This is a genomic window from Sunxiuqinia dokdonensis (assembly GCF_001270965.1).
In the GTDB taxonomy this organism is placed as follows: Bacteria; Bacteroidota; Bacteroidia; order Bacteroidales; family Prolixibacteraceae; genus Sunxiuqinia; species Sunxiuqinia dokdonensis.
In genome coordinates this window covers 14,131-36,945 of the sequence record NZ_LGIA01000014.1, presented here as the reverse complement: position 1 = coordinate 36,945, position 22,815 = coordinate 14,131, and the positions used below count along the sequence as shown (strand labels likewise).

The 22,815-nt window shown below is 46.6% G+C and carries 23 protein-coding genes; 11 read left to right on the top strand and 12 right to left on the bottom strand.

The window, feature by feature from the left end; all coding sequences use genetic code 11:
- Window positions 1–978 carry a lipoate--protein ligase gene (locus NC99_RS01260; RefSeq protein WP_053179041.1) on the bottom strand — a complete coding sequence of 326 codons (978 nt, stop codon included), beginning with the start codon at window positions 976–978 and terminating at the stop codon, window positions 1–3.
- 13 nt (window positions 979–991) lie between these two features.
- A complete protein-coding gene (locus tag NC99_RS01255; RefSeq protein WP_239684385.1) occupies window positions 992–3,388 on the bottom strand; it encodes a TonB-dependent receptor in 2,397 nt (798 codons plus the stop codon).
- A gap of 120 nt (window positions 3,389–3,508) precedes the next feature.
- Between NC99_RS01255 and dtd the strand changes: the two genes are divergently transcribed.
- Genes dtd through deoC form a run of 3 tightly spaced genes read left to right on the top strand, consistent with a single transcriptional unit; the run spans window position 3,509 to window position 5,200 of the window.
- The gene (gene dtd, locus NC99_RS01250) at window positions 3,509–3,964 is read left to right on the top strand and encodes a D-aminoacyl-tRNA deacylase (protein ID WP_053179039.1); all 456 of its coding nucleotides are present in this window, start codon (window positions 3,509–3,511) and stop codon (window positions 3,962–3,964) included.
- Between the two features lie 52 nt (window positions 3,965–4,016).
- Window positions 4,017–4,364, top strand: a complete 348-nt coding sequence (locus NC99_RS01245; protein WP_239684384.1) for a nucleotide pyrophosphohydrolase — start codon at window positions 4,017–4,019, stop codon at window positions 4,362–4,364.
- Between the two features lie 5 nt (window positions 4,365–4,369).
- Window positions 4,370–5,200, top strand: coding sequence for a deoxyribose-phosphate aldolase (gene deoC, locus NC99_RS01240; RefSeq protein ID WP_053179037.1), 831 nt, complete (start codon window positions 4,370–4,372; stop codon window positions 5,198–5,200).
- Window positions 5,201–5,352: 152 nt separating this feature from the next.
- On the opposite strand, the gene murQ is transcribed toward deoC, so the two are convergent.
- Both murQ and NC99_RS01230 read right to left on the bottom strand, forming a co-directional pair.
- Window positions 5,353–6,168, bottom strand: coding sequence for an N-acetylmuramic acid 6-phosphate etherase (gene murQ / locus NC99_RS01235; RefSeq protein ID WP_053179035.1), 816 nt, complete (start codon window positions 6,166–6,168; stop codon window positions 5,353–5,355).
- Between the two features lie 10 nt (window positions 6,169–6,178).
- On the bottom strand, window positions 6,179–7,021 hold the full coding sequence (locus NC99_RS01230) for a hypothetical protein (protein WP_053179032.1): 843 nt from the start codon (window positions 7,019–7,021) through the stop codon (window positions 6,179–6,181).
- A 162-nt stretch (window positions 7,022–7,183) separates the two neighbouring features.
- On the opposite strand from NC99_RS01230, the gene NC99_RS01225 reads away from it, so the two are divergent.
- From NC99_RS01225 to NC99_RS01195, 5 genes are all read left to right on the top strand, one after another.
- The gene (locus NC99_RS01225; protein ID WP_053179030.1) at window positions 7,184–8,212 is read left to right on the top strand and encodes a dipeptide epimerase; all 1,029 of its coding nucleotides are present in this window, start codon (window positions 7,184–7,186) and stop codon (window positions 8,210–8,212) included.
- 795 nt (window positions 8,213–9,007) lie between these two features.
- Window positions 9,008–9,208: a hypothetical protein gene (locus tag NC99_RS01210; RefSeq protein WP_053179024.1), complete on the top strand. Its 201-nt coding sequence runs from the start codon at window positions 9,008–9,010 to the stop codon at window positions 9,206–9,208.
- A gap of 20 nt (window positions 9,209–9,228) precedes the next feature.
- Complete coding sequence (locus NC99_RS01205) at window positions 9,229–10,233, top strand: PDDEXK nuclease domain-containing protein (protein ID WP_053179022.1); 1,005 nt, start codon at window positions 9,229–9,231, stop codon at window positions 10,231–10,233.
- Between the two features lie 3 nt (window positions 10,234–10,236).
- The gene (locus NC99_RS01200) at window positions 10,237–10,923 is read left to right on the top strand and encodes a hypothetical protein (RefSeq protein WP_053179020.1); all 687 of its coding nucleotides are present in this window, start codon (window positions 10,237–10,239) and stop codon (window positions 10,921–10,923) included.
- Window positions 10,924–10,980: 57 nt separating this feature from the next.
- Window positions 10,981–11,265 carry a hypothetical protein gene (locus NC99_RS01195; protein ID WP_053179018.1) on the top strand — a complete coding sequence of 95 codons (285 nt, stop codon included), beginning with the start codon at window positions 10,981–10,983 and terminating at the stop codon, window positions 11,263–11,265.
- Between the two features lie 14 nt (window positions 11,266–11,279).
- Here the strand turns inward: NC99_RS01195 and NC99_RS01190 are convergent, their stop codons facing one another.
- A complete protein-coding gene (locus NC99_RS01190) occupies window positions 11,280–11,795 on the bottom strand; it encodes a globin domain-containing protein (protein ID WP_204374860.1) in 516 nt (171 codons plus the stop codon).
- A 49-nt stretch (window positions 11,796–11,844) separates the two neighbouring features.
- Here NC99_RS01190 and NC99_RS01185 point away from each other — a divergent pair, with 49 nt between their 5' ends.
- Window positions 11,845–12,522 carry a TIGR02117 family protein gene (locus NC99_RS01185; protein WP_053179013.1) on the top strand — a complete coding sequence of 226 codons (678 nt, stop codon included), beginning with the start codon at window positions 11,845–11,847 and terminating at the stop codon, window positions 12,520–12,522.
- Window positions 12,523–12,591: 69 nt separating this feature from the next.
- On the opposite strand, the gene trxA is transcribed toward NC99_RS01185, so the two are convergent.
- The 5 genes from trxA to NC99_RS01160 form a co-directional block, all read right to left on the bottom strand.
- Window positions 12,592–12,909: a thioredoxin gene (trxA, locus tag NC99_RS01180; RefSeq protein WP_053179011.1), complete on the bottom strand. Its 318-nt coding sequence runs from the start codon at window positions 12,907–12,909 to the stop codon at window positions 12,592–12,594.
- A gap of 43 nt (window positions 12,910–12,952) precedes the next feature.
- Entirely contained in the window at window positions 12,953–16,597 is a 3,645-nt protein-coding gene (gene dnaE / locus NC99_RS01175) for a DNA polymerase III subunit alpha (RefSeq protein WP_053179009.1), read from the bottom strand.
- Between the two features lie 304 nt (window positions 16,598–16,901).
- A complete protein-coding gene (locus NC99_RS01170) occupies window positions 16,902–17,369 on the bottom strand; it encodes a regulatory protein RecX (protein WP_053179007.1) in 468 nt (155 codons plus the stop codon).
- A 30-nt stretch (window positions 17,370–17,399) separates the two neighbouring features.
- Window positions 17,400–18,962 (bottom strand): ATP-binding cassette domain-containing protein, encoded by a 1,563-nt coding sequence (locus NC99_RS01165; protein ID WP_053179006.1) that lies wholly within the window; start codon window positions 18,960–18,962, stop codon window positions 17,400–17,402.
- Window positions 18,963–19,103: 141 nt separating this feature from the next.
- Entirely contained in the window at window positions 19,104–19,799 is a 696-nt protein-coding gene (locus NC99_RS01160) for an energy transducer TonB (protein WP_053179004.1), read from the bottom strand.
- 393 nt (window positions 19,800–20,192) lie between these two features.
- Between NC99_RS01160 and NC99_RS01155 the strand changes: the two genes are divergently transcribed.
- A complete protein-coding gene (locus tag NC99_RS01155) occupies window positions 20,193–20,588 on the top strand; it encodes a hypothetical protein (RefSeq protein ID WP_157624338.1) in 396 nt (131 codons plus the stop codon).
- A 39-nt stretch (window positions 20,589–20,627) separates the two neighbouring features.
- Here NC99_RS01155 and NC99_RS01150 read toward each other — a convergent pair whose 3' ends face one another.
- Complete coding sequence (locus NC99_RS01150) at window positions 20,628–20,876, bottom strand: hypothetical protein (protein ID WP_053179000.1); 249 nt, start codon at window positions 20,874–20,876, stop codon at window positions 20,628–20,630.
- 61 nt (window positions 20,877–20,937) lie between these two features.
- On the opposite strand from NC99_RS01150, the gene NC99_RS01145 reads away from it, so the two are divergent.
- A complete protein-coding gene (locus NC99_RS01145) occupies window positions 20,938–21,843 on the top strand; it encodes a nuclear transport factor 2 family protein (RefSeq protein WP_053178998.1) in 906 nt (301 codons plus the stop codon).
- Between the two features lie 190 nt (window positions 21,844–22,033).
- On the opposite strand, the gene NC99_RS01140 is transcribed toward NC99_RS01145, so the two are convergent.
- Complete coding sequence (locus tag NC99_RS01140) at window positions 22,034–22,750, bottom strand: peroxiredoxin (RefSeq protein ID WP_053178996.1); 717 nt, start codon at window positions 22,748–22,750, stop codon at window positions 22,034–22,036.
- Between the last annotated feature and the right edge of the window lie 65 nt (window positions 22,751–22,815).

Here is a 22,815-nt window from a genome sequence, read left to right as displayed (position 1 = left end):
TCAAACCAACGAATCCAGCAGTTTTCCGACTGGAATAGGAGCCAGGCCAGCCTCAATTTTTCGTAGTTTTTGCTCCAGTTCGCCATAATCGTGGCGGGTATCCAGCAGCGCATTCGTCAACAAAATGGCCTGTTGATTCGATATTTTGCCTAGAAAATCGATCGAGTGGATGATGCCTTTCACGACATCCAGCGAAAAGGAAATCGTATGTCCGGGCATCTCCAGTTGGTTGCTGTAGGTGTATTTTGGCGAATAGCCGTAAATCCAGTCCCAGGTGGCGTATTTTTCGTCGCGCAGTTTCTGAATGGCTGTCACCTCTTCTTCCGAAAACTGAAAAACACGATGTGCCGGATAGGTTTTTCGAATCTCTTCAAAAACGAAATCGGAAAACTGCTGAACATCCATTTCCTGATTCAGAAAGGCCGCGATATTTCCAACCTCGCTCCGGTTCGATTGAACCGCCTTGTCCTGAAAACGTGACAAATCCACTTTCAGCGCACTTCTCAGCTGGCTCAATTCACTATTAAAAAGCAAGGTGCCATGATGCAAAACCCGCTTTTTATAAATATGTTCCGCATTGCCCGAAATCTTTTTCCCATCGAGCATCAAATCGTTTCGGCCCGTTGTGTAGGCTTCCAAACCCAGCGCTTTCAGCACGGCAACAATGGGCTGGGTAAACACGTTGAAGTTCACCTGGTCAATCTGTTCTACGGTCTTGATAAAGGTAAAATTGAGGTTTCCGGGATCATGAAAAACGGTGCCGCCGCCAGAAATCCGCCGGGCGATTTTAATGTCGTTTTCAGCCACATAACGATGATTGATCTCGGCCAAAGCGTTTTGGTGTTTTCCCACCACAATGGACCGTTCGCCACGCCAAAGCATAAACACATCTTCTGAAAAATTCTTGAGTAGATATTCTTCGGCAGCCAAGTTAAAATAGGGGTCAAATCCCTTTTGTTGAATACAAATCACAAGCATAACTCAAAGGTAGTTAAAACTGCAGAATGATGCCGATGGTTGGCAATACCGTTCCCGACGTATTTTCGACCCGCTCCAGCACATAGCGGGTTCCATTATCGGCGGTCACAAATTGCCCGTTGGCATCTTGTTGCCGCACCAGAATATCCTGATCCTGGTTTTCAAAATTGTACAGATTTTGAATGTCGATGTAGAATTTGGCTGTGATCTTATTCAGATAATACGTCTTGTCTACGCGTACATCCAATTGGTGAAACGGATCAAAACGCCGGGTATTCCACTCACCCGTATTCAGATACGGGCCTCCGTTCAGGTTCCAGGCTTCCACCAAAGTCGATCTGTCCAAATCGTACGGTGTGTACGGCAAACCACCCACGTAACGCCAGCGTGTTCCAATCTGCCAGTTGCGCTTTAACTTTTTGGTGGCCGTAAGCACCAACACATGGCGGCTATCCCAGCTCGACACAAAGTATTGCTGGTTTTTATCCTCAAACTCGCTGCGCACCCAGGTGTACGATAAATTCAGGTTGAACTTGTTCGAAGAAGCAATCCGCGTTTGAAACTCGGCACCATAGGCTCTTCCTTTCGAAACCGACTCCACTTCTTCATTTCCAATCACGCCAAAATCGGCACCCAGATTGGCCAGGCTAACTGAATCTTTCACCGAAAAGGGGTAGTCGCTGTATTGCTTCAAAAATCCTTCAACCGAAAAGACCACGTTTTGACGCGGGCGAAACTCAACTCCTCCAATCAGGTGATCGGCCTGGATGTATTTCAGTTGGTTCGACTTGTTGATCAGCTCGCCGTTGAGCTTGAAGCCAAGCGCGGTGTAGGGTGGCAGCTGAAAATAACGGCCGGTGTTGAAGTTGAGGCTCCAGCTGGGAGCAAGTTGATACGAAGCTGACAACCGCGGTGAAAGCTGGTCGAACAAGGAACGCATACTCGACGAATAGTTGTTGGCGTCCATGCGAATCCCAAGCGACAAGGTCAACCGATCGCTCAAAAACTTATTGCTGGCCTGTCCAAAAAGTCCCCATTTCACCAAGTTCAAATCCGTATCAAAATTGATGTCCTGAATTCCTCCGGGATAGTAGCGCTTTTGTTCGGTTGAATTGGTGTAAGTGACAAAGTCGACGCTGGCTCCAAAATTCCACTTCACATGGCCCGACCGAATGGTATTTTCATAACGAAATTTGTTCTCAATTTCTTCCGAGACATAGTCAATGGTTTTATTGGCCTCCGAACTGTCGTCATTGTCGAGGTATTTGACAGCCGAATTGTGCAGGTGGTTCCGGCTGGCCACAATGGTTTGGTAACCATTTTCGCCGAAATGCTTATACACCGCACCCACGGTATAGGTCCATTGCTCATTTTCCGGAATCGATGCTAAAATATATTGCTGCTGGGCATCGGGCTCATCAATATCCAGGTTGAGTGCAAACTGGTCGATGGCTCCCAAACCGGTAAATGTCAGCTCATTTTTCCGATCAAGCTTGGTTTTTACTTTGAATTGAAAATCATTAAAAGTGGGTAGAAACGGCAACTCCAGAATGCCGAACAAAAACTGCAAATACGATCGCCTGACGGAAAGAATGTAGCTCGTATTCTCTCCAATTGGGCCATCGATGGTGCCCGAAATTTCTGATGCGCCAACCGCAGCCTGCGCCCGTAGCTTCTCCGAGTTCCCATCAACCTGAAAAAACTCAAACACCCCGCTTAGCGCATTGCCCCGGTTAGCCGGAAATGCGCCCGAATAGTAGTTGACCTCGCGCAGCAAATCGGCGTTTAAGATGCCAACCGGCCCGCCCGACGCACCCTGCGTGGCAAAATGGTTGATGTTCGGAACCTCTACGCCATCCAAAAAGAATCGGCTTTCCGCAGGGCCGCCTCCCCGGATAATAATATCATTTCGAAAAGATGGGGTGGACTGAACACCAGCAAATGACTGAATGACTTTCGAAATATCGCGGTTGGCACCCGGGCTGCCTTCAATTTCAGAAATGCCGATGTTTTTCAGCGAAACGGGACTTTCTTCTGTTTTTCGAAACAACGACGCCGACACCGTTACTTCATCCAACTGGGTATTGCTTCTTTCCATCTCGATATCGAGGTAAGCCGGCTTCAGGTTGCTGACTTCGATTTCTGCAGAAATCACATCATCGTAACCAATAAACGAGGCTTCGAGCCGAATAAAACCCGACTCCAGACCGGTTAAATGGTAGTTGCCCGTTTCATCGGTCACGGTGCCTGTTGTCGTTCCTGAAACCACCACATTGACAAAGGGCAGACCTTCGTTGTTGGCTGCATCAAATACGCGCCCGTGTATGGAAGCGCGTTGTGCGCAAACGCTGGTTCCCATGAGGATTATCAACACCAGCATGGCGCTATTTCGAATCGTTTGTTGAATCATTATCTTTGCTAGTTCAAAATTCGTGTCCAGATCAATTGTTTAGATCTAAGTCGGAATAGTTAAACAAAAATAGGAAGAGCTTGTTCGATACAGGCTTGCTTTTCAGAAAAATAAATAAAGATGAGAGTTGTCATTCAGCGGGTTTCCAGGGCGTCAGTTTCAGTCAATCAGCAAATTAAGTCAAGTATTGGCCAGGGTGTCTTGGTTTTGTTGGGAATTGAAGATGCCGACAAGGAAGAAGACATCGATTGGCTGGTGAAAAAAATAAGCCAACTGCGAATATTTGATGATCAGGATGGCGTGATGAACCAATCGTTGCTCGAGGTGGCCGGCGATGCGCTGGTGGTGAGCCAGTTTACGCTGCACGCCAGCACCAAAAAAGGAAACCGCCCTTCGTATATTCGCGCATCAAGACCCGATGTGGCTATTCCGCTTTATAATCAGTTTGTTGAGGCCCTGTCGGCCATCCTTCAAAAGGAAGTACAGACCGGTGAATTTGGGGCAAACATGCAGGTTGAATTGCTCAACGACGGGCCGGTAACGATCATCATCGACTCAAAAAATAAAACATTCTGACAATCAAAATGTCTGGTTTTTTGTTTCAAATTTATTATCCATTTCATTAATTATGAATGTAGAACCTAAAACAATCAGTTTGCCCGAAGCCCAAAAAATGGTGGATGAATGGATCAAAACCATCGGCGTCCGTTATTTCAGCGAACTGACCAATATGGCCATTTTAACCGAAGAAGTGGGCGAACTGGCCCGGATTATGGCCCGCAAATATGGTGACCAGTCGTTTAAAAAAAGTGATGAATCGTATGAGTTGGGCGACGAAATGGCTGATGTACTTTGGGTGTTGATTTGTTTGGCCAATCAAACCGGAGTTGACCTGAACCAAGCTTTCATCAACAACGTAAACAAAAAGACCATGCGGGACAAAGACCGGCATGAAAATAATCCGAAACTAAAATAAGAGCAATGGAAACCATGGAGCACAACCTAGCCGCTATCAAAGCGATCGCCAAAGGCAATAACAATTCCGACTGGCAAGAACTGGCTTTCTCCTGTATCGACCTGACCACCTTAAACTCAACCGATACCGTCAGTCATGTAAAAGCGTTTACTGAGCGGGTCAACGACTTTGAAAACGACTATCCCAACCTGCCAAATGTGGCGGCTATTTGCGTGCATCCGAATATGGTGCGAACGGTGAAGGAAAACCTGCTCGACGATCATGTGAATATTGCCGCTGTAGCCGGAGGTTTTCCATGCTCGATGAGTTTTATTGAGGTGAAAGTGAAAGAGGCGCGCATGGCAGTTGATTATGGTGCTGACGAAATTGATATTGTGCTCCCACTGTGGGCTTTTTTGGATAACGATGATGTGATTTGCCGCGAAGAAGTCACCACCATCAAACAGGCAATTGGTGAGGCTCACCTGAAAGTGATCCTGGAAACCGGAGCCCTGGCTGAACCTGCAAAGATTCGCCATGCGTCGTTTTTGGCCATGGAGTCGGGGGCCGATTTCATCAAAACCTCAACCGGTAAAATGAACCCGGCAGCAACGCCCGAAGCCGCCCTGGAAATGTGCCTGGCCATTCGCGATTATCATCGAAAAACAGGCAGAAAGGTTGGCTTTAAACCCGCAGGCGGCATTTCCACTACCGAAGATGCCATCCTATATCTGACCATTGTGAAAGAGGTTTTGGGTGAAGATTGGCTCAATCCCTCGTTGTTTCGAATTGGCGCTAGCCGACTTGCCAATAATTTGTTGAGCGATTTGCTGGACGAAGAAGTAAAGTATTTCTGACGGCCCTTTCAAAAGTCAACCGGTTGGATTGATTGAAAACAATAAGACAGTTGAAAAAGGCGGGAACTGTGGTTTTCCATCGTTTCCGCCTTTTTCACTGTTCTCAGTTTTTTTCTGAATGGAAAGTCGTGCGGCATTAAAAACGTTTGCTGCTATTTCCCTTTTTCCGCTTCCAGCACCTTGTTTACCGAGCCGTGCATGAGCAGCAGCTGGCGGGCGGTTCCTTCGTCATAGCCCAATTCATCCATAATCATTCGCGTGCCCCGCACAATCAGTTTTTGATTGGTGAGTTGCATGTTCACCATTTTGTTACCTTTCACCTTGCCCAGTTTAATCATCAGCGAGGTGGTGATCATATTCAGAATCAGCTTTTGCGAGGTGCCTGATTTCATGCGGGTGCTGCCCGACACAAATTCGGGCCCCACAATGGCTTCAATGGGAAGATCGACCTGGCGGGCCAGCTCGCTGTTGGGGTTGTTCGTTACGCAAGCCGTGAGAATTCCATGCTCGCGGGCTCTTCTTACGGCGCCAATCACGTACGGCGTGCGCCCCGAAGCAGCGATCCCCACCACCGTATCCAGCTTGCTGATTTGATAGGCCTGCAAATCTTGCCAACCCAGTTCTACATTGTCTTCGGCTGCTTCCACTGCCTTTCGGATGGCCTGGTCGCCACCGGCAATCATGCCAATCACCAGGTCGGAATCAACACCAAAAGTGGGCGGAATTTCCGACGCGTCCAATATACCGAGGCGCCCGCTTGTCCCCGCACCTACATAAAACAGGCGGCCACCTTGTTGCATGCGCTCCACCACCTGTTCCACAAGCTTTTCAATTTGAGGAATGGTCTGTTGTACCGCAGGCAACACTTTCCGATCTTCTTCATGAATGCTTTCCAGCAGTTGCCTGACCGACATGTTCTCCAGATCATTGTAAAGCGATTCCGATTCTGTAATACTTTCCGAAGTCATTTCTTCCTGTTTATCTTGTTGTATGAAATTCTTTCAGTTTGTCAATCGGATCTTTTAAAATGATGGCTTTCGCAAATCCGTATTCATTCGCAGCGTGCTGAATAATGGACCGGAAGTTCCAGGCGACCGAACCGACAAAGCCCAGGGCAAACTGTTGGGCATCGGGCAACTGTATGATGTTCCGCTCAAAAAACTCCCGTACGCTATTGGTCACTAAATCGTGGCAATACGATTTTTCGATGTGCTTCGACAAAAAGGGCGTAAATCCAGCCAGGTATTTATTGGGGCGATCTTCGCGATAAACATTGCGAAGCACGTCTGCTTCGGTCGGGAAATAGTCTTCACCAAACAAGGTTTGCAGATCGGTCGGCATCACATTTTTGAAATAATCGCCCAGCAGTTTTTTGCCCAATACCGCCCCGCTGCATTCATCGCCTAAAATAAAACCAAGCGGCGGAATACCGGCCAAAACCTGCTGCCCGTCGTACAAACACGCGTTGGACCCGGTTCCCAAAATGCAGGCAATGCCCGCTTGTGAGCCAAAAAGTGCACGCGATGCTCCAAGCACATCGCTGTGTGTTTCAATGTTTGCGTCGGGAAACAAGCGGTGAAGCGGCACCCGCAGCACGTCGCCCCGTTCCTGGTTGATGATGCCTGCGCCGTAAAAGAAAATTTGGTGGGGCTGATCAGCCAACTTTGGAGCCAATTCTGTTTTCAACTCATTGTAAATATCCTCACTGCCCCTGAAAAACGGATTGATTCCGCTCGTTTTAAAGGATTGTGATTCACCTGAACTGTCCGTAAAAAGCCAGTTTGTTTTTGTTGATCCACTATCTGCAATTAGAATTCTCATCTTGTAAAGATAAAGAATTTTGTTGCCGGGACATGCCGGGCAACAGTTTCTCCTCACGCAAATCCAGAATTATTGCCAGCCAACGAAACAAGAAACGACTACCTTCGTTTTCATAAAAAACAGTACGCTTGACACGAATTATAAGCAATTGCATTTCAGAAAATGAACAAAAAAGGCTTGACACTTCGGTTTAAACCCTACGAGCTTATGCTAAATCATGCTTTTACCCTAGCTGCCAGTTCGCGAACCACGACTCCGGTGATGCTTATCGAACTTGAATACGACGGGCTGATTGGTTATGGCGAAGCTTCCCTGCCGCCCTATTTGGGCGAAAGCGCCGAAACCGTTGCACGTTTCCTTTCCCGCCTACAACTAAACCAGTTTAACCCGATTCACCTCGAAAAAATACTGGATTATGTTGATGGCGTAGCGCCTGGAAATTGCGCGGCCAAAGCGTCGGTTGATATCGCGCTGCACGATTTGCTTGGTAAAATGATGAATACGCCGTGGCATAGCGTCTGGAAATACGATCCGGCCAAGGCCCCAAGCACGTCGTTCACCATTGGCCTGGATAACATAGCGGTGGTTCGCCAAAAAGTGAAGGAAGCCGCTGCCTACAAAATTTTGAAAGTGAAGCTGGGCCGCGACAATGACCGGGAAATGATCGAAACCATTCGCTCGATGACGGATGTGCCGCTATGCGTGGATGTCAACCAGGGGTGGAGCGACAGGAAGCAGGCGCTCGATCTGATTTTTTGGCTGAAGGAACAGGGCGTAGTTTTCGTCGAACAGCCCATGCCCAAAACTGCTGTCGACGATATGGCCTGGCTCACACAGCACAGTCCGCTGCCCACCATAGCCGACGAGGCCCTGCAACGGCTCGACGATGTTAAGAAAGTGCATGGCGTGTACTCCGGCATCAACATCAAGCTGATGAAATGCACCGGTCTGTACGAAGCCCACAAAATGCTGAGTTTGGCCAAAGCTTTGGACCTGAAAGTGATGGTTGGCTGCATGACCGAAACATCCTGCGCAATTTCGGCGGCAGCGCAACTTTCGCCAGCAGCCGATTGGGCCGACCTGGACGGAAACCTGCTGATTGCCAACGATCCCTTTGAGGGCGTTCAGGTGATTGACGGCAAAATTGTACTGAATAACCACCCCGGAATTGGCGTAAAACCAAGGTGCTAATCCTTGTCTCTATTATTTTGAAGGGCATCTTTTTACAACCTATGTATGAGAGACCGGCTACCCGGTCCCGGCAATCGGAGCCTCATCCTGAACTTGTTCCAGAATCTTTCAGTGAGTTGCTGGTCGTTTGGATTCTGAATGAAAGGAACACGGAGCCCCTGCATGCCGGTTCTTTCCGGGCAAGTAACTCGAAGTCGGCTGCGCAGGAAAATAAAATGGCTGCGCAGTAGCTTACTTCTTGTATTCCATCACGCGGAAAAATCTGCACCCGAACCCTAAAAAACAATTGAATTTTTTTTGATCTTTTGATCAGTCGGCAGATGTTAAATTAAATTATTTTATTTAAATTGAACAAGTTTTTGGAGGGAGCAAATGGTGCTTTTCCCGTACCTCCCTCATCGGACCTTGTTTTACTCATCCCTACCGGCGCGTAGCAAGGGCAGGGGGCTGCAAAAAGCAGGTGAAGCAGAAGAACAGGTTAATAAACATCGAAATAAACAAATGCGATGATGCTGCAAACAACTTCTTCAAGTAAAAAGATTGATACTTTTTGGTCGATTTATGCCGTCGTATGTTTGTTGTTTTCGATTTTTCTTTGGCAGATTGGGTACGATTTCTTCATCCCATTGTGGATGGTGTTGCTCGGTTTGCTATTTGCTTTCAGGCAGTTACTTGCAAATAGGCTATTCAATATATTCAAGGTATTTTTTTCACTCGTAATGCTTTTTTACTTGCTGAAATTAATGACGGAGCATTGGAATGTATGGCAATAAGAAGTTACTTTAACGGACAAAAATGAAGACTGGAACCAAGCTTTATTGGAAAACATTTTTGAGGTCAGGAGTGATATACGGCCTTGTACTGGCCATTTGGGAATATCTCGACGAAGGAGAAGTCAATTTCCTGAAGCTGGGTTTCATGACGGTATTCTTTGGCGCCTTGATGTCGTGGACAGCAGTGACAGCGCATAAACGGGCCACGAAGGGAAACGAATAGACAATTAATACTTTAAGGTTATGTCAAAATTGGATCGGGAAAATAGTCTATACCATCAGATTTCAGAACTGCTTAGAACTGCTCGAAAGAATGTTTTGCAGTCTGTTAATGTTACGATGACAAAAACTTACTTCAAAATTGGGAAACTGATAGTCGAAGAAGAGCAAAATGGCAAACAGCGGGCTGTTTATGGGGAAAAGTTAATCACAGAGTTGTCGAAAGAGTTAACCGAAGAATATGGGAAAGGTTTTTCTACCACAAACCTAAAACAAATGCGGACATTCTATCTGACCTATTCAAAAGGTCAGACACTGTCTGACGAATTCAAATTAAGTTGGTCGCATTACCTGATGCTTATGCGTATCGACAATCCTGCAGAAAGAAATTTTTACGAAATTGAAGCTTTGGAGAACAATTGGAGTCTACGAGAGCTTCAACGACAATTCGATTCAGCACTATACGAAAGATTAGCATTGAGTAGAGAAAAAAGCGAAATAAGAAAACTTTCAGAAAAAGGACTGGTTATCGAGAAAGCACAAGATTCGCTTAAAGACCCGTATGTTTTGGAGTTTTTAGGTCTCCCAGAAGAAAAAAAATATTCAGAAACAGAATTAGAACAGAAACTAATTGACAAACTCGAACATTTTTTACTCGAGCTGGGCAAAGGTTACACTTTTGTTGGCAGACAAGTGAGATTTACATTTGATGATAGGCATTTCCGTATTGATTTGGTTTTCTACAATCGCTTATTACAATGTTTCGTGCTCATCGATTTGAAAATTGGGGAGTTAATGCATCAGGATATCGGTCAATTGCAGATGTATGTAAATTATTATGACCGCTACGTAAAGCTTGACAATGAAAATAAAACAATAGGAATTATTCTTTGTAAAAAGAAGAATGACACGCTTGTAGAGATTACACTCCCAGAAAATAATGAACAAATATTTGCTAGTAAATATCAGACGGTTTTACCAAGTAAAGAAGAACTGAAAAAATTGATTAACAGCAAAAAAACAGAATAGCCCATGAACAAACCAATCAACTTTCTAACCGGCATCCTGGCTGGACTGGCACCTTTGGCGATTGCCGGAATTTTCGGGGTATTGATTTACAATGAGCTCCAGAATCCGGCAGGTATTTTTATCGGTGTGCTTCTTGGCCTGCTAGCCATTTGGCTTGGAGTTCAGATCTTTCAAAAAGTTCAGCGGGTTGGTATTTTCGACTTTATGAGCATTGTGGTTTCATCGCCCGACCTGGACAACCTGAGGCCGACTGCTGATTCGAAAACAAGGCAGCTGAGTCCCGAAAAACTGGCAAGCTTGGTGCACAACGACCAGCATGTGTGCCGAGGGGGAACCTTTAAAGTATTTGGAGACTGGCATGGGCGACCCTATGGAAATTTCCTGGAGATCTGGCAAGTTGACTATGACAACCGGCAAAAGCGAATGGTGATCAGCTTCTCGAAAAACACCAGGGTGATTATCGATGAACCCGGCCACATTCTCGAATCGCCCACGGTGCTGAAGATTTTGTCGGCCAAAGCGGTGAGGCTCGAATTCCGGCATAAAAACGAGCACGCGCCAGTTGAAAGAAGTTATTTTAAAAACTACGAGGTCAGCGGCAACAGCCTGAAAACAGAAACCAATATCGATTGGACCGACCAAAAAATGGATGCGGCCATTGGCCAGGATGCCCTGATCATTTTCAGTTAAAAAGCAAAATCATTCTTCTAAAAAAAATAATTATCAACCTTTATTAAAATTCGATGTATGAAACGAATCAAACGTTTTAATGTTTGGCAAACGGCCAAGGTCGTTTCCCTGATGTATTTTCTGGTTATGGCTGTTTTTATGATTCCTTTTGGAATCATCGGCAGCATTGTTGGCGGCATGTTTGGCAACCATTTCCCCTTTGGCGGGCTGATGTTTGTCTTCCTGCCTTTCCTTTACGGCATTGTTTTTTTCCTGTTCACCGCCTTGGGCTGCGCCATTTACAACCTAATTTCGGGCTGGATTGGCGGCATTGAAGTGGAGGTGGAAGTGGTGGAAGAATAGGCCGGATAATAAGCCTACCGCATGATTGAATACGAACCGTCGGGGGTGTTGACCATCCAGTTGGAGAAATCGTGCAAGTAGCGCCAGAATGCCATGACCAGGTGTTCTGGCGCATCCATTTTGAGCAGTACTTCGCGGTAGCATTCGAGCCACACAATCCGGTCGTCGGGCTTAATTCTAAAAGGCAGGTGACGCCTCACCAACATGGGGTTGCCCCGGTGCTGGTTGAAGTAGTCGGGCCCACCCAGCCGCTGGATAAAAAAGTCGGCCGACCGTTCTTTGGCCGCATCCAATCCTACCGGATTCTTCGGAAACAAATGCTTGATGGTACTTTGCGCCAGCAAATCGTAATGATCGCTCACCATTTTTCGCACACCCGATTCGCCCAGGTGTTTGTACAAATCCTGATCGGGCATGTATTTGTTTGGCCGCGCGCCAAAGGTCATTCGTTCAATCTTCAACTCCATGTTGTGTTTGCTGTTACAATTTCTACCTGCAACAACCATTAGTGCTTGCTGAATGTTCAACAAGTGAAGCTTGTTTGGCAGGTTTCCTTGTCACCGGAAAGACGCACAACTCATGAGTCCGATCATTCAAAAATTCATTCAATGGATAGCCAGACTGCTGGTCGCTTTGCTGCTGGTGGTGGGCTGTTACCTGACCGTTGCGCTTGTCTTGTCGGTGCTGCCAGCCAATGCCGATGCCGCCTGGGGAGGTGATGTTGACATCTACATCCGCTCGAATGGTGTGCACCTGGAGTTGGTGCTGCCGCTTCGGAATGAAGTCAGGGATTGGACCGATTTTCTGGCTGTTGATGAAGCGGTGGCCGACCAGGTGCAGCTGGTGAGCTTTGGCTGGGGTGACCGGAATTTTTTTCTGAATACCCCGCAGTGGTCCGACCTGACGGTGAAAACCGCCGCGAAAGCTTTGCTGGTGAACAGCCCGTCGGCCATGCATGTCGATTATTACCGGGGCCTGGCAACCAATGACCGTTGCAAACGGATTTCCATGGAAAGCAAACATTATCAGGCGATTGTGGCGTATGTTGAAGAAAGCTTTGCCCGCGATGTGCATGGTCAACCTATTCGGATTGCGGGTTTTCAGTATTCGGCGGTTGATGCTTTTTACAAAGCAACGGGCAATTACAACTTGTTTTTCACAAGCAACACCTGGACCAACCAATGCTTGAAGAAGGCCGGGCTCAAAGCCAGTGTGTGGACGCCGTTTGATCGGGGAACGCTTTTTCACTATCAGTAACCAGGCGGTAGACAAAAAAAGGCTGAACTCCTTGGAGTCAGCCTCTTTCAAATTCTTATGCGTTTTGGTTTAGAGTAGAGCATCAACTTTTGTTGCCAAGGCCGATTTGGGAGCCGCGCCAACATGCTTGTCTACAATTTCGCCACCTTTAAAAAACAGGATGGTAGGAATGTTCCGGATGCCAAATTTCATCGCGGTCTCCGGGTTGCTGTCCACATCAACTTTGGTAACCAGCAATTTTCCGGCATAATCCTGCGACAACTCCTCAACAACAGGAGCAACCATGCGGCAGGGGCCACACCACTCCGCCCAAAAATCTACTAAAACCGGTTTATCCGACTGAAGAACAATTTCTTCAAAGTTTGCATCATTTACTTCTTGTGCCATAATCAATATTTTTTAACTATTATTTTATTTGAAACTTTTAAAGCTAATTTATCTTAAACGACAATGATTCATGATTTCGGAAGAAACGCTCCAGCTCGCTGGTCATTTCTACACGCGTGTTTCTTGAAAACAGGCTAACCATGCTTTTTGTTTCTGAATCCCATATATTAAAACGCAGCAAGGCTTTCCCCTTATTTTTCAGGCTGATACTTTCAATTTCCTGAATCAGGTCGGGTGTCACGTTTTGTAAGGGCAGTTGTACGGTCACGGTTTTGATCTGGTTTTTCCTGACTTCGGATAACAACTCGATGCTTCGGATTTTGAATTCGAGTTGATCGCCGTTAAACCGGTTTTGAACCTGCCCTTTAATCATCAGAAACAAGCCCGTCTTACAATACTTCGAAAACTCCACATAATCTTTTCCGAAGAAAAAGAAGGTGTAGGAGTCGGTGTAATCCGACAGGGTCATGGTGCAAAAATGCTTGCCGGTTTTTCCAATGGCTTCGCGGCTTTCGGTCACCATGCCGGCAAAGGTCAGGTCGCGCCCTTTTAGGGCTTCAATATTATTGTTGATGTCTTTCAACGAAAACTCGCGGCTGGTGAAATTCTCAACTTCCAGCTTGTAATCATCCAGTGGGTGCGAGGACAGGTAAATTCCGATCAGGGCTTTTTCCTTTTCCAGCAAGACGATTTTGGGCCACTCCGGAACGTCGGGCACATCGGGCGTTTTTACAGCCTGTGCCGACATCACTTCGCCAAACAGGGATTGCTGTGCGTTGTTATTTTCCAACTGAATCTGGTGCCCATAACGAATCAGTTTTTCAATAAAGGAGGGCTCATTTTCGGCTGAGCTGGCAAAAAACTGGCTGCGCTTGATCGTTCCAAAGCTGTCGAAAGCCCCGGCCATAGCCAGTGCTTCGATATTTTTTTTATTCACCGTTTGCAGGTTTACCCGTTCTACGAAATCAAAAACAGATGTAAACAAACCTTCTTTTCGGGCCTTCACAATGTCGGTCACTGCTCCTGATCCAACACCTTTAATCGCGGCCATGCCAAAACGCACATCCCCTTCCTTGTTGACCATGAACTTATTAAAACTCTCATTCACATCGGGTCCCAGTACGTTCATTCCCATACGTTGCGATTCGCCCATCAGCTTGGTGATGTCGGTGATGTTGCTTAGGTTGCGGCTCATGTTGGCAGCCATAAACTCGGCCGGAAAGTGGGCTTTCAGGTAGCCCGTTTGGTAGGCGATATGCGCGTAACAAACCGAGTGCGACTTGTTGAAAGCATACGAAGCAAAAGCCTCCCAATCTTTCCATATTTTTTCGATGATCCCTTCCGGCTCCTTGTTGATTTGCTCACAGCCTTCAATAAATTTGGGGTTCGCTTTGCAACCATCAATAAATTTCACCTTCAGCTTATCCATCATCGCCTTGATTTTTTTACCCATCGCTTTCCGAAGCGAATCGGAGTCGCCACGGGTAAAATTGGCCAGATGGCGCGACAATAACATCACCTGTTCCTGAAAGACCGTGATTCCATAAGTGGTTTTCAGGTACTTTTCCATCATGGGGTGATCGTAGTGAACCTCTTTACGGCCATGCTTCCGGTCAATAAAATCGGGGATGTATTCCATCGGACCCGGACGGTACAAGGCATTCATGGCCACCAAATCCTCAAACCGGTTGGGTTTCAGGTTGCGGAGGTGTTTTTTCATTCCGGGTGATTCAAACTGAAAAATAGCCGTCGTGTCGCCCCGGCTAAACAGCTCGAAAGTTTTCTCATCGTCGCCCGGAATCGCATCAATATCCACTTCCAGCTTCCGGGAGAGTCGAATATTTTCCAAGGTTTCCTTAATGATGGAGAGGGTTTTCAATCCCAGAAAGTCCATCTTCAGCAGGCCGATATCCTCCACAAAACGCCCGTCGTACTGCGTGGTGTACAAGTTTTCATCCTTGGTTGGCATCAGCGGAATGTGCTGATCCAGCGGATCGCGGCTGATTAAAATTCCGCAGGCATGCACCCCCGTTTGGCGGACGGAACCTTCCAGCGTTTCGGCAAATTTTAAGGTGGATGCAATCAGTGGGTTGTCCGATTTTTTTTCATTCCGAAGTTCGGGACTTTCCTTGTATGCTTTTACGAAGCTCATTTTGGGGGCTTCGGGCACCAGCTTGGCCAGACGATCCGCTTCGGGCAAGGGTAACTTTAGCACCCGTGATACATCGCGGATAGCCAGTTTGGTAGCCATGGTGCCAAACGTACAGATATGTGCCACCCGCTCGCGGCCGTATTTTTCGGTCACCCAATCCAGCACCAGCTGCCGTCCGTCATCATCGAAGTCAATATCGACATCGGGCATGGAAATCCGGTCGGGATTCAGGAAACGCTCAAAAAGCAAGTCATGTTTAATCGGGTCAATGTTGGTGATTCCTACACAAAAGGAAACAGCCGAACCGGCAGCCGATCCACGGCCCGGCCCCACAAGAACACCCATTTCGCGGGCGGCATTGATAAAGTCTTGTGTGATGAGGAAGTAGCCCGGAAAACCCATGGTCTTGATGGTGTTCAACTCAAATTCGAGCCGTTCGGCCACATCTGCCGGAACCGGACTGCCGTAGCGGTAATCTTCTTCGGCGCCTTTATAGGTCAGGTGTTTCAGGTACTCGGCTTCCAGCTTAACCCGGATGACTTTTTCGTAGCCGCCCAACCGTTCAAAAGCACCATCTTTAAACTCTTCTTTGAGGTCTTCTTCTGAATATTTTTCCCGGTATTCAGCTTCCGTTCCAAATTCCTCAGGAATCGGGAAAGGAGGCATGATGGGTGGTGAATTCAGCTCATATTGTTCAATCTTGTCAGCTACTTCCTGTGTGTTTGTTAAGGATTCGGGCACATCGGAAAACAGCTGATTCATCTCCGCGGTGGTTTTAAACCACTCCTGTTTGGTGTAGCGCATCCGGTTGGGATCGTCAACATCCTTCCCGGTGTTCAAACAGATCAGTAAGTCGTGCGCGTCGGCATCTTCGGCATTGATGAAGTGCACATCGTTGGTAGCAATCACCTTCACCTGGTGCTTTTGAGCCAGCTCCAGAATCACCCGGTTGACCAGCACCTGGTTTTTGTAAACATCTTCATTGCGCTGTGGATCATCCGATTGGTGGCGCTGCAGTTCCAGGTAGTAATCATCGCCAAAAACCCGCTTAAACCAGAGTATGGTTTCTTCGGCTTCCGGAATGGCGTTGTTCATAATCTTTTGAGCAACCTCACCTCCCAGGCAGGCAGACGAAACAACCAGACCTTCGCTGTATTTTTCAAGCACCTCCTTGTCGATACGCGGCTTGTAGTAGAATCCTTCATTGCTGGCAATGGAAATTAGCTTGACCAGGTTCCGGTAGCCTTTCAGATTTTTGGCCAGCAAAATCAGGTGGTCGCCCGAGCGGTCGACTTTGTCATTTTTATCGTTGATTGTTCGTGAGGCGACGTAGGTTTCGCATCCCAAAATGGGTTTGATTCCTTCACGCTTGCAAGTATCGTAAAAGTCCTTGATCCCAAACATCATTCCGTGGTCGGTTAGGGCCAGGGCTTTCATGCCATCGCTTTTGGCTTTGGCTACAAGCCCTTTTACGGAGGCGGCTCCATCCAAGATTGAATATTGTGAGTGTACGTGTAAGTGTGTAAATGGAACCATTCTCAATATGTTTTGTCAGTCTTCAAATTTGTCTCTCGCTGCAAAAAACAGTAAGCTAAAATTAGGGTTTTCATCTTGCTCATGAAACCCATGTTGATAAAACATGATAAAAGGGAAAAAGATGTCAGTTTGTTGTTATGAACCCAATCTGGTAGGCTGATTTTTCATTCTCCCTTTTGGGCCAGGACTAGAAGAAAAATCAGAGCAGCCAGACGTGCGTCCCATTTTTACCTGGATGGCTTTGGCTTTCTTTGATTTTCCGGTTTACCCCGCCTTTAGAGCAAGTCGGACAACCTTCTTGGTCTCATTTCAATACCTCTGCCATTGCCTGATAGATCAAGTCCATTTCAAAGCCACGCGCTTGGGCAAAGCGGATTAGTTTGGCTTTGCGGTCGTAGGAGTTGGAGCCTTTCACGCTTTTGTTTTTCTCCGCAATTAATTCAATTAAAGTCTCGCGGTAAGCCTCGTCGTCAATCTCATTCATGGCCGTTTCGATGGTGTTCGAGTCGATTCGTTTGGCACGAAGCTGGTAAGCGATTTTTATTTTTCCCCATTTGTTGAACCGGAATTTATCTTTTACAAAGCTCCGGGCAAAACGTTCATCATCCACATACTTTTCTGCAATCAGTTGTTCCAGCACCACGCCTGCATCCATTTCATCCACTTCCCATTGGGCAAGTTTGGTCAGTATATCGGTTGAGCATTTCTCGGCACGACTGCAAATGGCGGCGGCACGATAGAAAACTTCGGATTGTTTTGAGGTCATTTCCATAGAAGAAAGTGGTTTTGATCAAAGTCAAAATTAATGATTCCATTGAAAAGTGGAACCATCGTAAGTGCCTTTGCTTTTTACCTCGCCGTTTTCCAACTGCAGCAGGTGGGTCACACAGGCGGGGATTTCGGCTTTCCGATGGGTGACATAAATCAGGCTGGTTTTTAACTGGTGGCAAAGCACATTGAGCAGCTGAAGAAACCGCTTGGTTTGCTGGGAGTCAAGTCCCTGACATGGCTCGTCGAGAATAAGCAGCGGAGGCGATTTGACCAGGGCCCGTGCCAGTAAAACCACGCGCTGTTCGCCCAGTGAGGCATGCACAAACGGTCGCTTTTGCCAAGAGGTCAAGCCTAAGGTAGCCAGCCAGGCCCTCGCGCTTTTTTGTTGGCCATCGGTTGGTGAAGAGGTGAAACCCACTTCATCGTGAAAGCCGGAGAGGACAACGTCGAGACAAGTCATGGCGCTATAGTTGGCATGCCCCGACGCACCCAGCCCCGGAATGGTGTTGTAAATGCCTGCGCCACGCAAAAAATACAAGTGCAGCTCGGGCGACACAAAGCCAATGTGTTTTTTAATGTCCCAGATACTTTCGCCGGTTCCGCGCTGCCGGTCGAATAAAATCAGGTCGTTGGCATAGCCTTGTGGATTGTCGGCAGTAATCAAACTGAGCAAGGTACTTTTTCCGGCTCCGTTTGGGCCAAGTAAAGCCCATTGCTCGCCACTTTGCACTTGCCAGCTGATGTTTTTTAAAATCTGGCGGCCGCCCAATCTCACCTGGACCTGGTTCATCCGCACAAGGTTGAAGAAGGTGTGTTTTGGATTGGACAGCTGCGAGAACAATGGCAAGGTCAAATCGGGAAAACTCATGCCGGAAGCGTTGAAATCAGGCCGATAGGCATCGCGCCGGACAAATTGGTGCAGGTTTCCTTTTTTTAGCTCAATTACCCGACTTATTGATTCGGGAATGTGTTTTGGATCGGTAATCACAACCAGACAAAGGCCAGTGTCTACTTGTTGTTTGAGGAACCGATTTAAGTTTGCACGCGAATGAAAATCCAGTCCCACGAAAGGCTGGTCGAGCACCAGTAGGCCGGGCTTTTGCAAAAGTACGGCGGCCAACTGTGTTCGCTTGCGTTCTCCATTGCTCAGCTGCAACAGTTTCCGGTCGGACAGGTGTTCAATTTCCAATTGTTTCAGCAACTCCGATAGCGCTGTTTCGGAGATGCCAGTTGTATTTTTCACCTTTACTCGAAGCAAAAACTCCTGGACTGTTGGCTCCATTTCCATGTCCTGGTTTTCGTAGCGAAGTCCGTCATGCAGGCTTCTTCGTCCTGAAAAAGCGATGAAATGATCTTGCTGATCGACCATTAAACGCCGGAGACCTGGATTGATAAGCAACTCGCCTGAGGAGGGCGAAAGCTGCCCGGCCAGCACGCGTCCCAGCATGGTTTTACCACTGCCCGAAGCGCCGGTAATAGCCAGCGACTCGCTTTGTTTTAACTGAAAACTAAGCGGATGGATGATGGTTTCACCAGCTATTTTTAAACCGAGACGATTGGCTTCGAGCATTTGGATTGATTCCGGCTGATTCATAAGACAGACTTCAATTTGGAATGAAAAACAAAGATAAGGAATCCGGATGACGACGCTTCAAGGGCAAAGCGGTGAATAAAGAAAGACGATCCGTAAAACGAATCGCCTTTCTTTGAAAAATAACAAACCGACGGAATACACTTATTGCAATACAAAATGAATGGGCACGCTAAAGGCAACCCGAACCGGCTGTCCGCGTTGCAGGCCAGGTTTCCAGGGCGGCAGGCTGTTTACTACGCGTAATGCTTCTTTATCAAGCGATTGATCAACACTCCGAACGACCCGGGCATTGGTCACCCGCCCATCTTTTCCAACGACAAACGACACGTAAACTTTGCCTTCAATGCCATTTTCCTGGGCAATAACCGGGTACTTAATGGCATTGGCCGGGAATTTTCGCAAGGCAAGTTCTCCTCCCGGAAACTCAGGCATTTCCTCTACAATATAAAATACCTGCTCTTCTTCTTCCTCTTTTTCATCCTGCGCATAATTAACAACAATCGGGCTGACATCAATTTCGGTTTCCTCGTCTGCTTCGGTGTCCTGGATTTCCAGCTCGTCTTCAATTTCAATATCGTCAGACACAATGTTCAGCACTTCAACAACTCGTGGCGGAGGAGGTGGAGCCGGGGGCTTCACTTCTTCCTGGCGGGTAATTGGAATGACCTCACTTTCAACTTCCAGCGTGACAACGGGACCAGTAATTTCGGCTTTCTTTACACCGGTCTTAAATTCAAAAGCAAGAAAAATAATGCCCAGCGCCAAAACCAGCCCAATTTCAATTAAGAGGTTCCGGTAGCAGTTCAAGTCGCAGGATGGATATTTTTTGATTTCCATAACTTTTGGTTTTTTCTGATAAAAAATAAACACACAAGCTTTGTGAAAAGTAATTTTAAGTCGGAAGAGATTCCTCGTAACCCTTTGCAGAAAGGGGATGAACACCGTTCATGCCACAAGTCGAAAATTAGGCTTGTTTATAAGAAGTTGATTTCAATAATTTATACGAGTTTGAATGAAGCTTGTTTCTGTTTTCGATGATCAGCAAATAGGATAATTGTCAGCTTTTTTAACCATATTTACCTGGAATTTTTTCAGCATGTCAGACCGTCTGAAAATTGTGTGAACTTGCTTACGGTACAGTTGTTGTAGTGCTGCCGGCCGAACGAGAGGGAAGAAATGAATGATATCATGTTGTTATCGTACCTATTAAAGACAAAACACAGAGAACTGGTGAACTTACTGTTTGCCGAAACCGTGCTTGAAGCCCACAAGGGCATCAAAGCTTCCGATATTATCATCCAGGCTGTTAAGGATGGCTTGATTGCAAAATTTGACAAAGAACAGCTCAGCGAGTTGGTCGCATTGGTTAGCAAAGGTGGATACCGCACTAGCTTGTCGGGGGAGATCGAAAAGCGAGCCGCACGTGAGTTAAAGGAAAAAATGAAGTTTTCCGAAGATCAGGCAGCGCGGGTTGCCGCACACGGTGTTTCATTCCTGGTCAATGCGCTGGGCAGTTTCATGCAGGCACGGAACAAAACCAACCCGACCGGAATTCAGGAGTTGATGGCCGGGGAAACCCAGGCATCTTTGAAAAGCAAATTCCTGAGTCGCTTTAAACGTAAATAAATAGTCCTGACGCGGGTATCCGTTTTTTTACTGCATCGTTCATTTGGCAGTTAAACCCAGAGTTCTCCCTCTCAAATTAAACTCAATACTCGTTTTACTTTCACTGGCCTGTTCATCAAGCCAATTGGTAAATGCGGTTTTGGATACTTTGAAGACCAAAGCCGCGAAGCGATTGGGATTGATATTCCGGAGAGGAGGATGATCACCCGGATTTGACCCGTGAGGCCTTAAGTTGAAATAATTCCTGCCGTAATGTTGTAAGGCATTGTTTTTCAGTGTCAGTTTCATTAATTTTATTTAGAATGAATATAAATAGTCGATTGTATTATTAATTTAAACTAAATGACAAATGAAAAAATTGACACTTACTCTCGTTTTGTTCTCCCTTGGGCTGCTTGCAGGTGCTCAGGAGAAAAATGGTACTGTATTTATTGATCATCCTGTTTTGGAGAAAGTGAATCAGCTTTGGAACGCTTTTGAGCAGGGAAATCAAACTGCTTTTGGCGGTTTGCTGGCTGATTCTGTCTGGGTGATTACCAATGGGAACCGAAATCTGATTACGCGTGAGGCTGCTGTCAGTGGCCTGAAGTGGTGGGCAGAGGAGTTTGAGAACTTAAAAGTGGAAGCCGACACACCGGCCTACGCTGATGCACTTGAGTATGATAAGGGCGGCCTGTGGGTTCAGGACTGGCTCCGTATGACGGGACTCCACACCAAGTCGGGTATCCGGCTGAATTTGCCCATCCACAACTTATACAGCTTCAACGAAGATGGAAAGATTACCTCACTTCATCGCTACTTCGATCCACAGGTGTTTCAAGAGATTAACACCAGCCAGGCTACCCAGGAAAATGGCAAGGTGTATATTAACCATCCGTACATTATCCAGGTTCGAAAGTTGATCAATGCCTACTGTGATGAGGATGTTGCCGGCATGACTGCGTTTTTTACCGACGATGCTGTGTTCTACAATACGACGATGAAGTTTACAGATCAGCACAAGCTTGAAGAGCAGAAGAAAGAATGGCAGTCGGTTTTTGATGCGGTTGATCACATTGAAATGGAACAAGTTGGCTATCCCGATTGCATTTACTACGCCCGAAACGATGACTACGTTGTTTATTCATGGTGGATTTTTAAAGGCGTGAGAGGTGAAGAAAAACTTGAGTTTCCGTTGATGATGTCACACACTTTCAACGATGATGGAAAAATTGTTAACTCGATGGGGTATTATAGCAGCAATCATTACGAATAGAATTTTTGGATTTGTTTTCAGCCCAAAAGTAAACCCGTCAGATATTCTGCCGGGTTTATTTTTGATTCTTAATTTTATGGAACCTGTCTGGATCTTCAGAATTTTAGCAATATGAAAGGGCTCGAATCCGAAATCGATTCGAGCCCTTTGTTTGGTCTAATCTATAAAACTGAAAGTCAATTGTTGGAATCTATTTTTTTATGATTTTATCCAGAATGGTTGCCTTGGTTAGTTTTTTGGTGCAGAAGAACCAGTCGTAACAATGCATTTCATCTTTGCTTTCCATGCGTTCTTTTGCTGTTCCGCACGAACCGGCAGTTGGAACGATCACATCATCACCCGGTTGCCAGTCGGCAGGAGTGGCAATACCAAACTCATCGGCTGTTTGCAGGGCAATCAGGGCGCGGTAAAGTTCTTCGAAATTACGTCCCAGGCTTAGCGGATAGTAAATAATGGTTCGGATGATACCTTTGGGATCAATAAAAAACACGGCACGTACCGCCTTGGTATTGCTTTCGCCCGGCATCATCATGCCGTATTTGGTGGCCACTTCCATAGTGATGTCTTCAATCAGCGGAAAGGTCACTTCCACATCCTTCATGCCTTTGTACTCAATTTTTTCCTTGATGGTACGCAACCAGGCAATGTGGCTGTAAATACCATCGACTGACAGCCCGACAAGCTTACAGTTGGCTTCGTTGAACTGCTTTTCCATGGTAGCAAAGGTCATAAACTCCGAGGTGCACACTGGTGTGAAATCAGCCGGGTGACTGAACAGGATCACCCAGTTTCCTTTGTAGTCAGATGGGAAGTTGATATCTCCCTGGGTGGTTACGGCTTTGAACTCGGGTGCAGGCTCACCAATACGGGGCATGCTAAAGGTTGGTTGAACTTGATTTTCGTCCATCTTCTAAAATTTTAAATGGTTAATAAATTGATTGATGATTTTTTTATTCTTCGAATCAATTAGCT

Bases quoted from the DNA above. Each gene is read 5' to 3' on its own strand.
- NC99_RS01185 (WP_053179013.1), top strand. From the start codon at position 11,845: ATGAGTCCGATCATTCAAAAATTCATTCAATGGATAGCCAGACTGCTG.
- NC99_RS01150 (WP_053179000.1), bottom strand. From the start codon at position 20,876: ATGAAACTGACACTGAAAAACAATGCCTTACAACATTACGGCAGGAAT.
- NC99_RS01140 (WP_053178996.1), bottom strand. From the start codon at position 22,750: ATGGACGAAAATCAAGTTCAACCAACCTTTAGCATGCCCCGTATTGGT.
- dnaE (WP_053179009.1), bottom strand. From the start codon at position 16,597: ATGGTTCCATTTACACACTTACACGTACACTCACAATATTCAATCTTG.
- NC99_RS01145 (WP_053178998.1), top strand. From the start codon at position 20,938: ATGAAAAAATTGACACTTACTCTCGTTTTGTTCTCCCTTGGGCTGCTT.
- NC99_RS01170 (WP_053179007.1), bottom strand. From the start codon at position 17,369: ATGGAAATGACCTCAAAACAATCCGAAGTTTTCTATCGTGCCGCCGCC.
- NC99_RS01260 (WP_053179041.1), bottom strand. From the start codon at position 978: ATGCTTGTGATTTGTATTCAACAAAAGGGATTTGACCCCTATTTTAAC.
- dtd (WP_053179039.1), top strand. From the start codon at position 3,509: ATGAGAGTTGTCATTCAGCGGGTTTCCAGGGCGTCAGTTTCAGTCAAT.
- NC99_RS01165 (WP_053179006.1), bottom strand. From the start codon at position 18,962: ATGAATCAGCCGGAATCAATCCAAATGCTCGAAGCCAATCGTCTCGGT.
- NC99_RS01160 (WP_053179004.1), bottom strand. From the start codon at position 19,799: ATGGAAATCAAAAAATATCCATCCTGCGACTTGAACTGCTACCGGAAC.
- murQ (WP_053179035.1), bottom strand. From the start codon at position 6,168: ATGACTTCGGAAAGTATTACAGAATCGGAATCGCTTTACAATGATCTG.
- NC99_RS01245 (WP_239684384.1), top strand. From the start codon at position 4,017: ATGAATGTAGAACCTAAAACAATCAGTTTGCCCGAAGCCCAAAAAATG.
- NC99_RS01255 (WP_239684385.1), bottom strand. From the start codon at position 3,388: ATGATTCAACAAACGATTCGAAATAGCGCCATGCTGGTGTTGATAATC.
- NC99_RS01230 (WP_053179032.1), bottom strand. From the start codon at position 7,021: ATGAGAATTCTAATTGCAGATAGTGGATCAACAAAAACAAACTGGCTT.
- NC99_RS01205 (WP_053179022.1), top strand. From the start codon at position 9,229: ATGTCAAAATTGGATCGGGAAAATAGTCTATACCATCAGATTTCAGAA.
- trxA (WP_053179011.1), bottom strand. From the start codon at position 12,909: ATGGCACAAGAAGTAAATGATGCAAACTTTGAAGAAATTGTTCTTCAG.
- NC99_RS01225 (WP_053179030.1), top strand. From the start codon at position 7,184: ATGAACAAAAAAGGCTTGACACTTCGGTTTAAACCCTACGAGCTTATG.
- NC99_RS01210 (WP_053179024.1), top strand. From the start codon at position 9,008: ATGAAGACTGGAACCAAGCTTTATTGGAAAACATTTTTGAGGTCAGGA.
- NC99_RS01195 (WP_053179018.1), top strand. From the start codon at position 10,981: ATGAAACGAATCAAACGTTTTAATGTTTGGCAAACGGCCAAGGTCGTT.
- deoC (WP_053179037.1), top strand. From the start codon at position 4,370: ATGGAAACCATGGAGCACAACCTAGCCGCTATCAAAGCGATCGCCAAA.
- NC99_RS01200 (WP_053179020.1), top strand. From the start codon at position 10,237: ATGAACAAACCAATCAACTTTCTAACCGGCATCCTGGCTGGACTGGCA.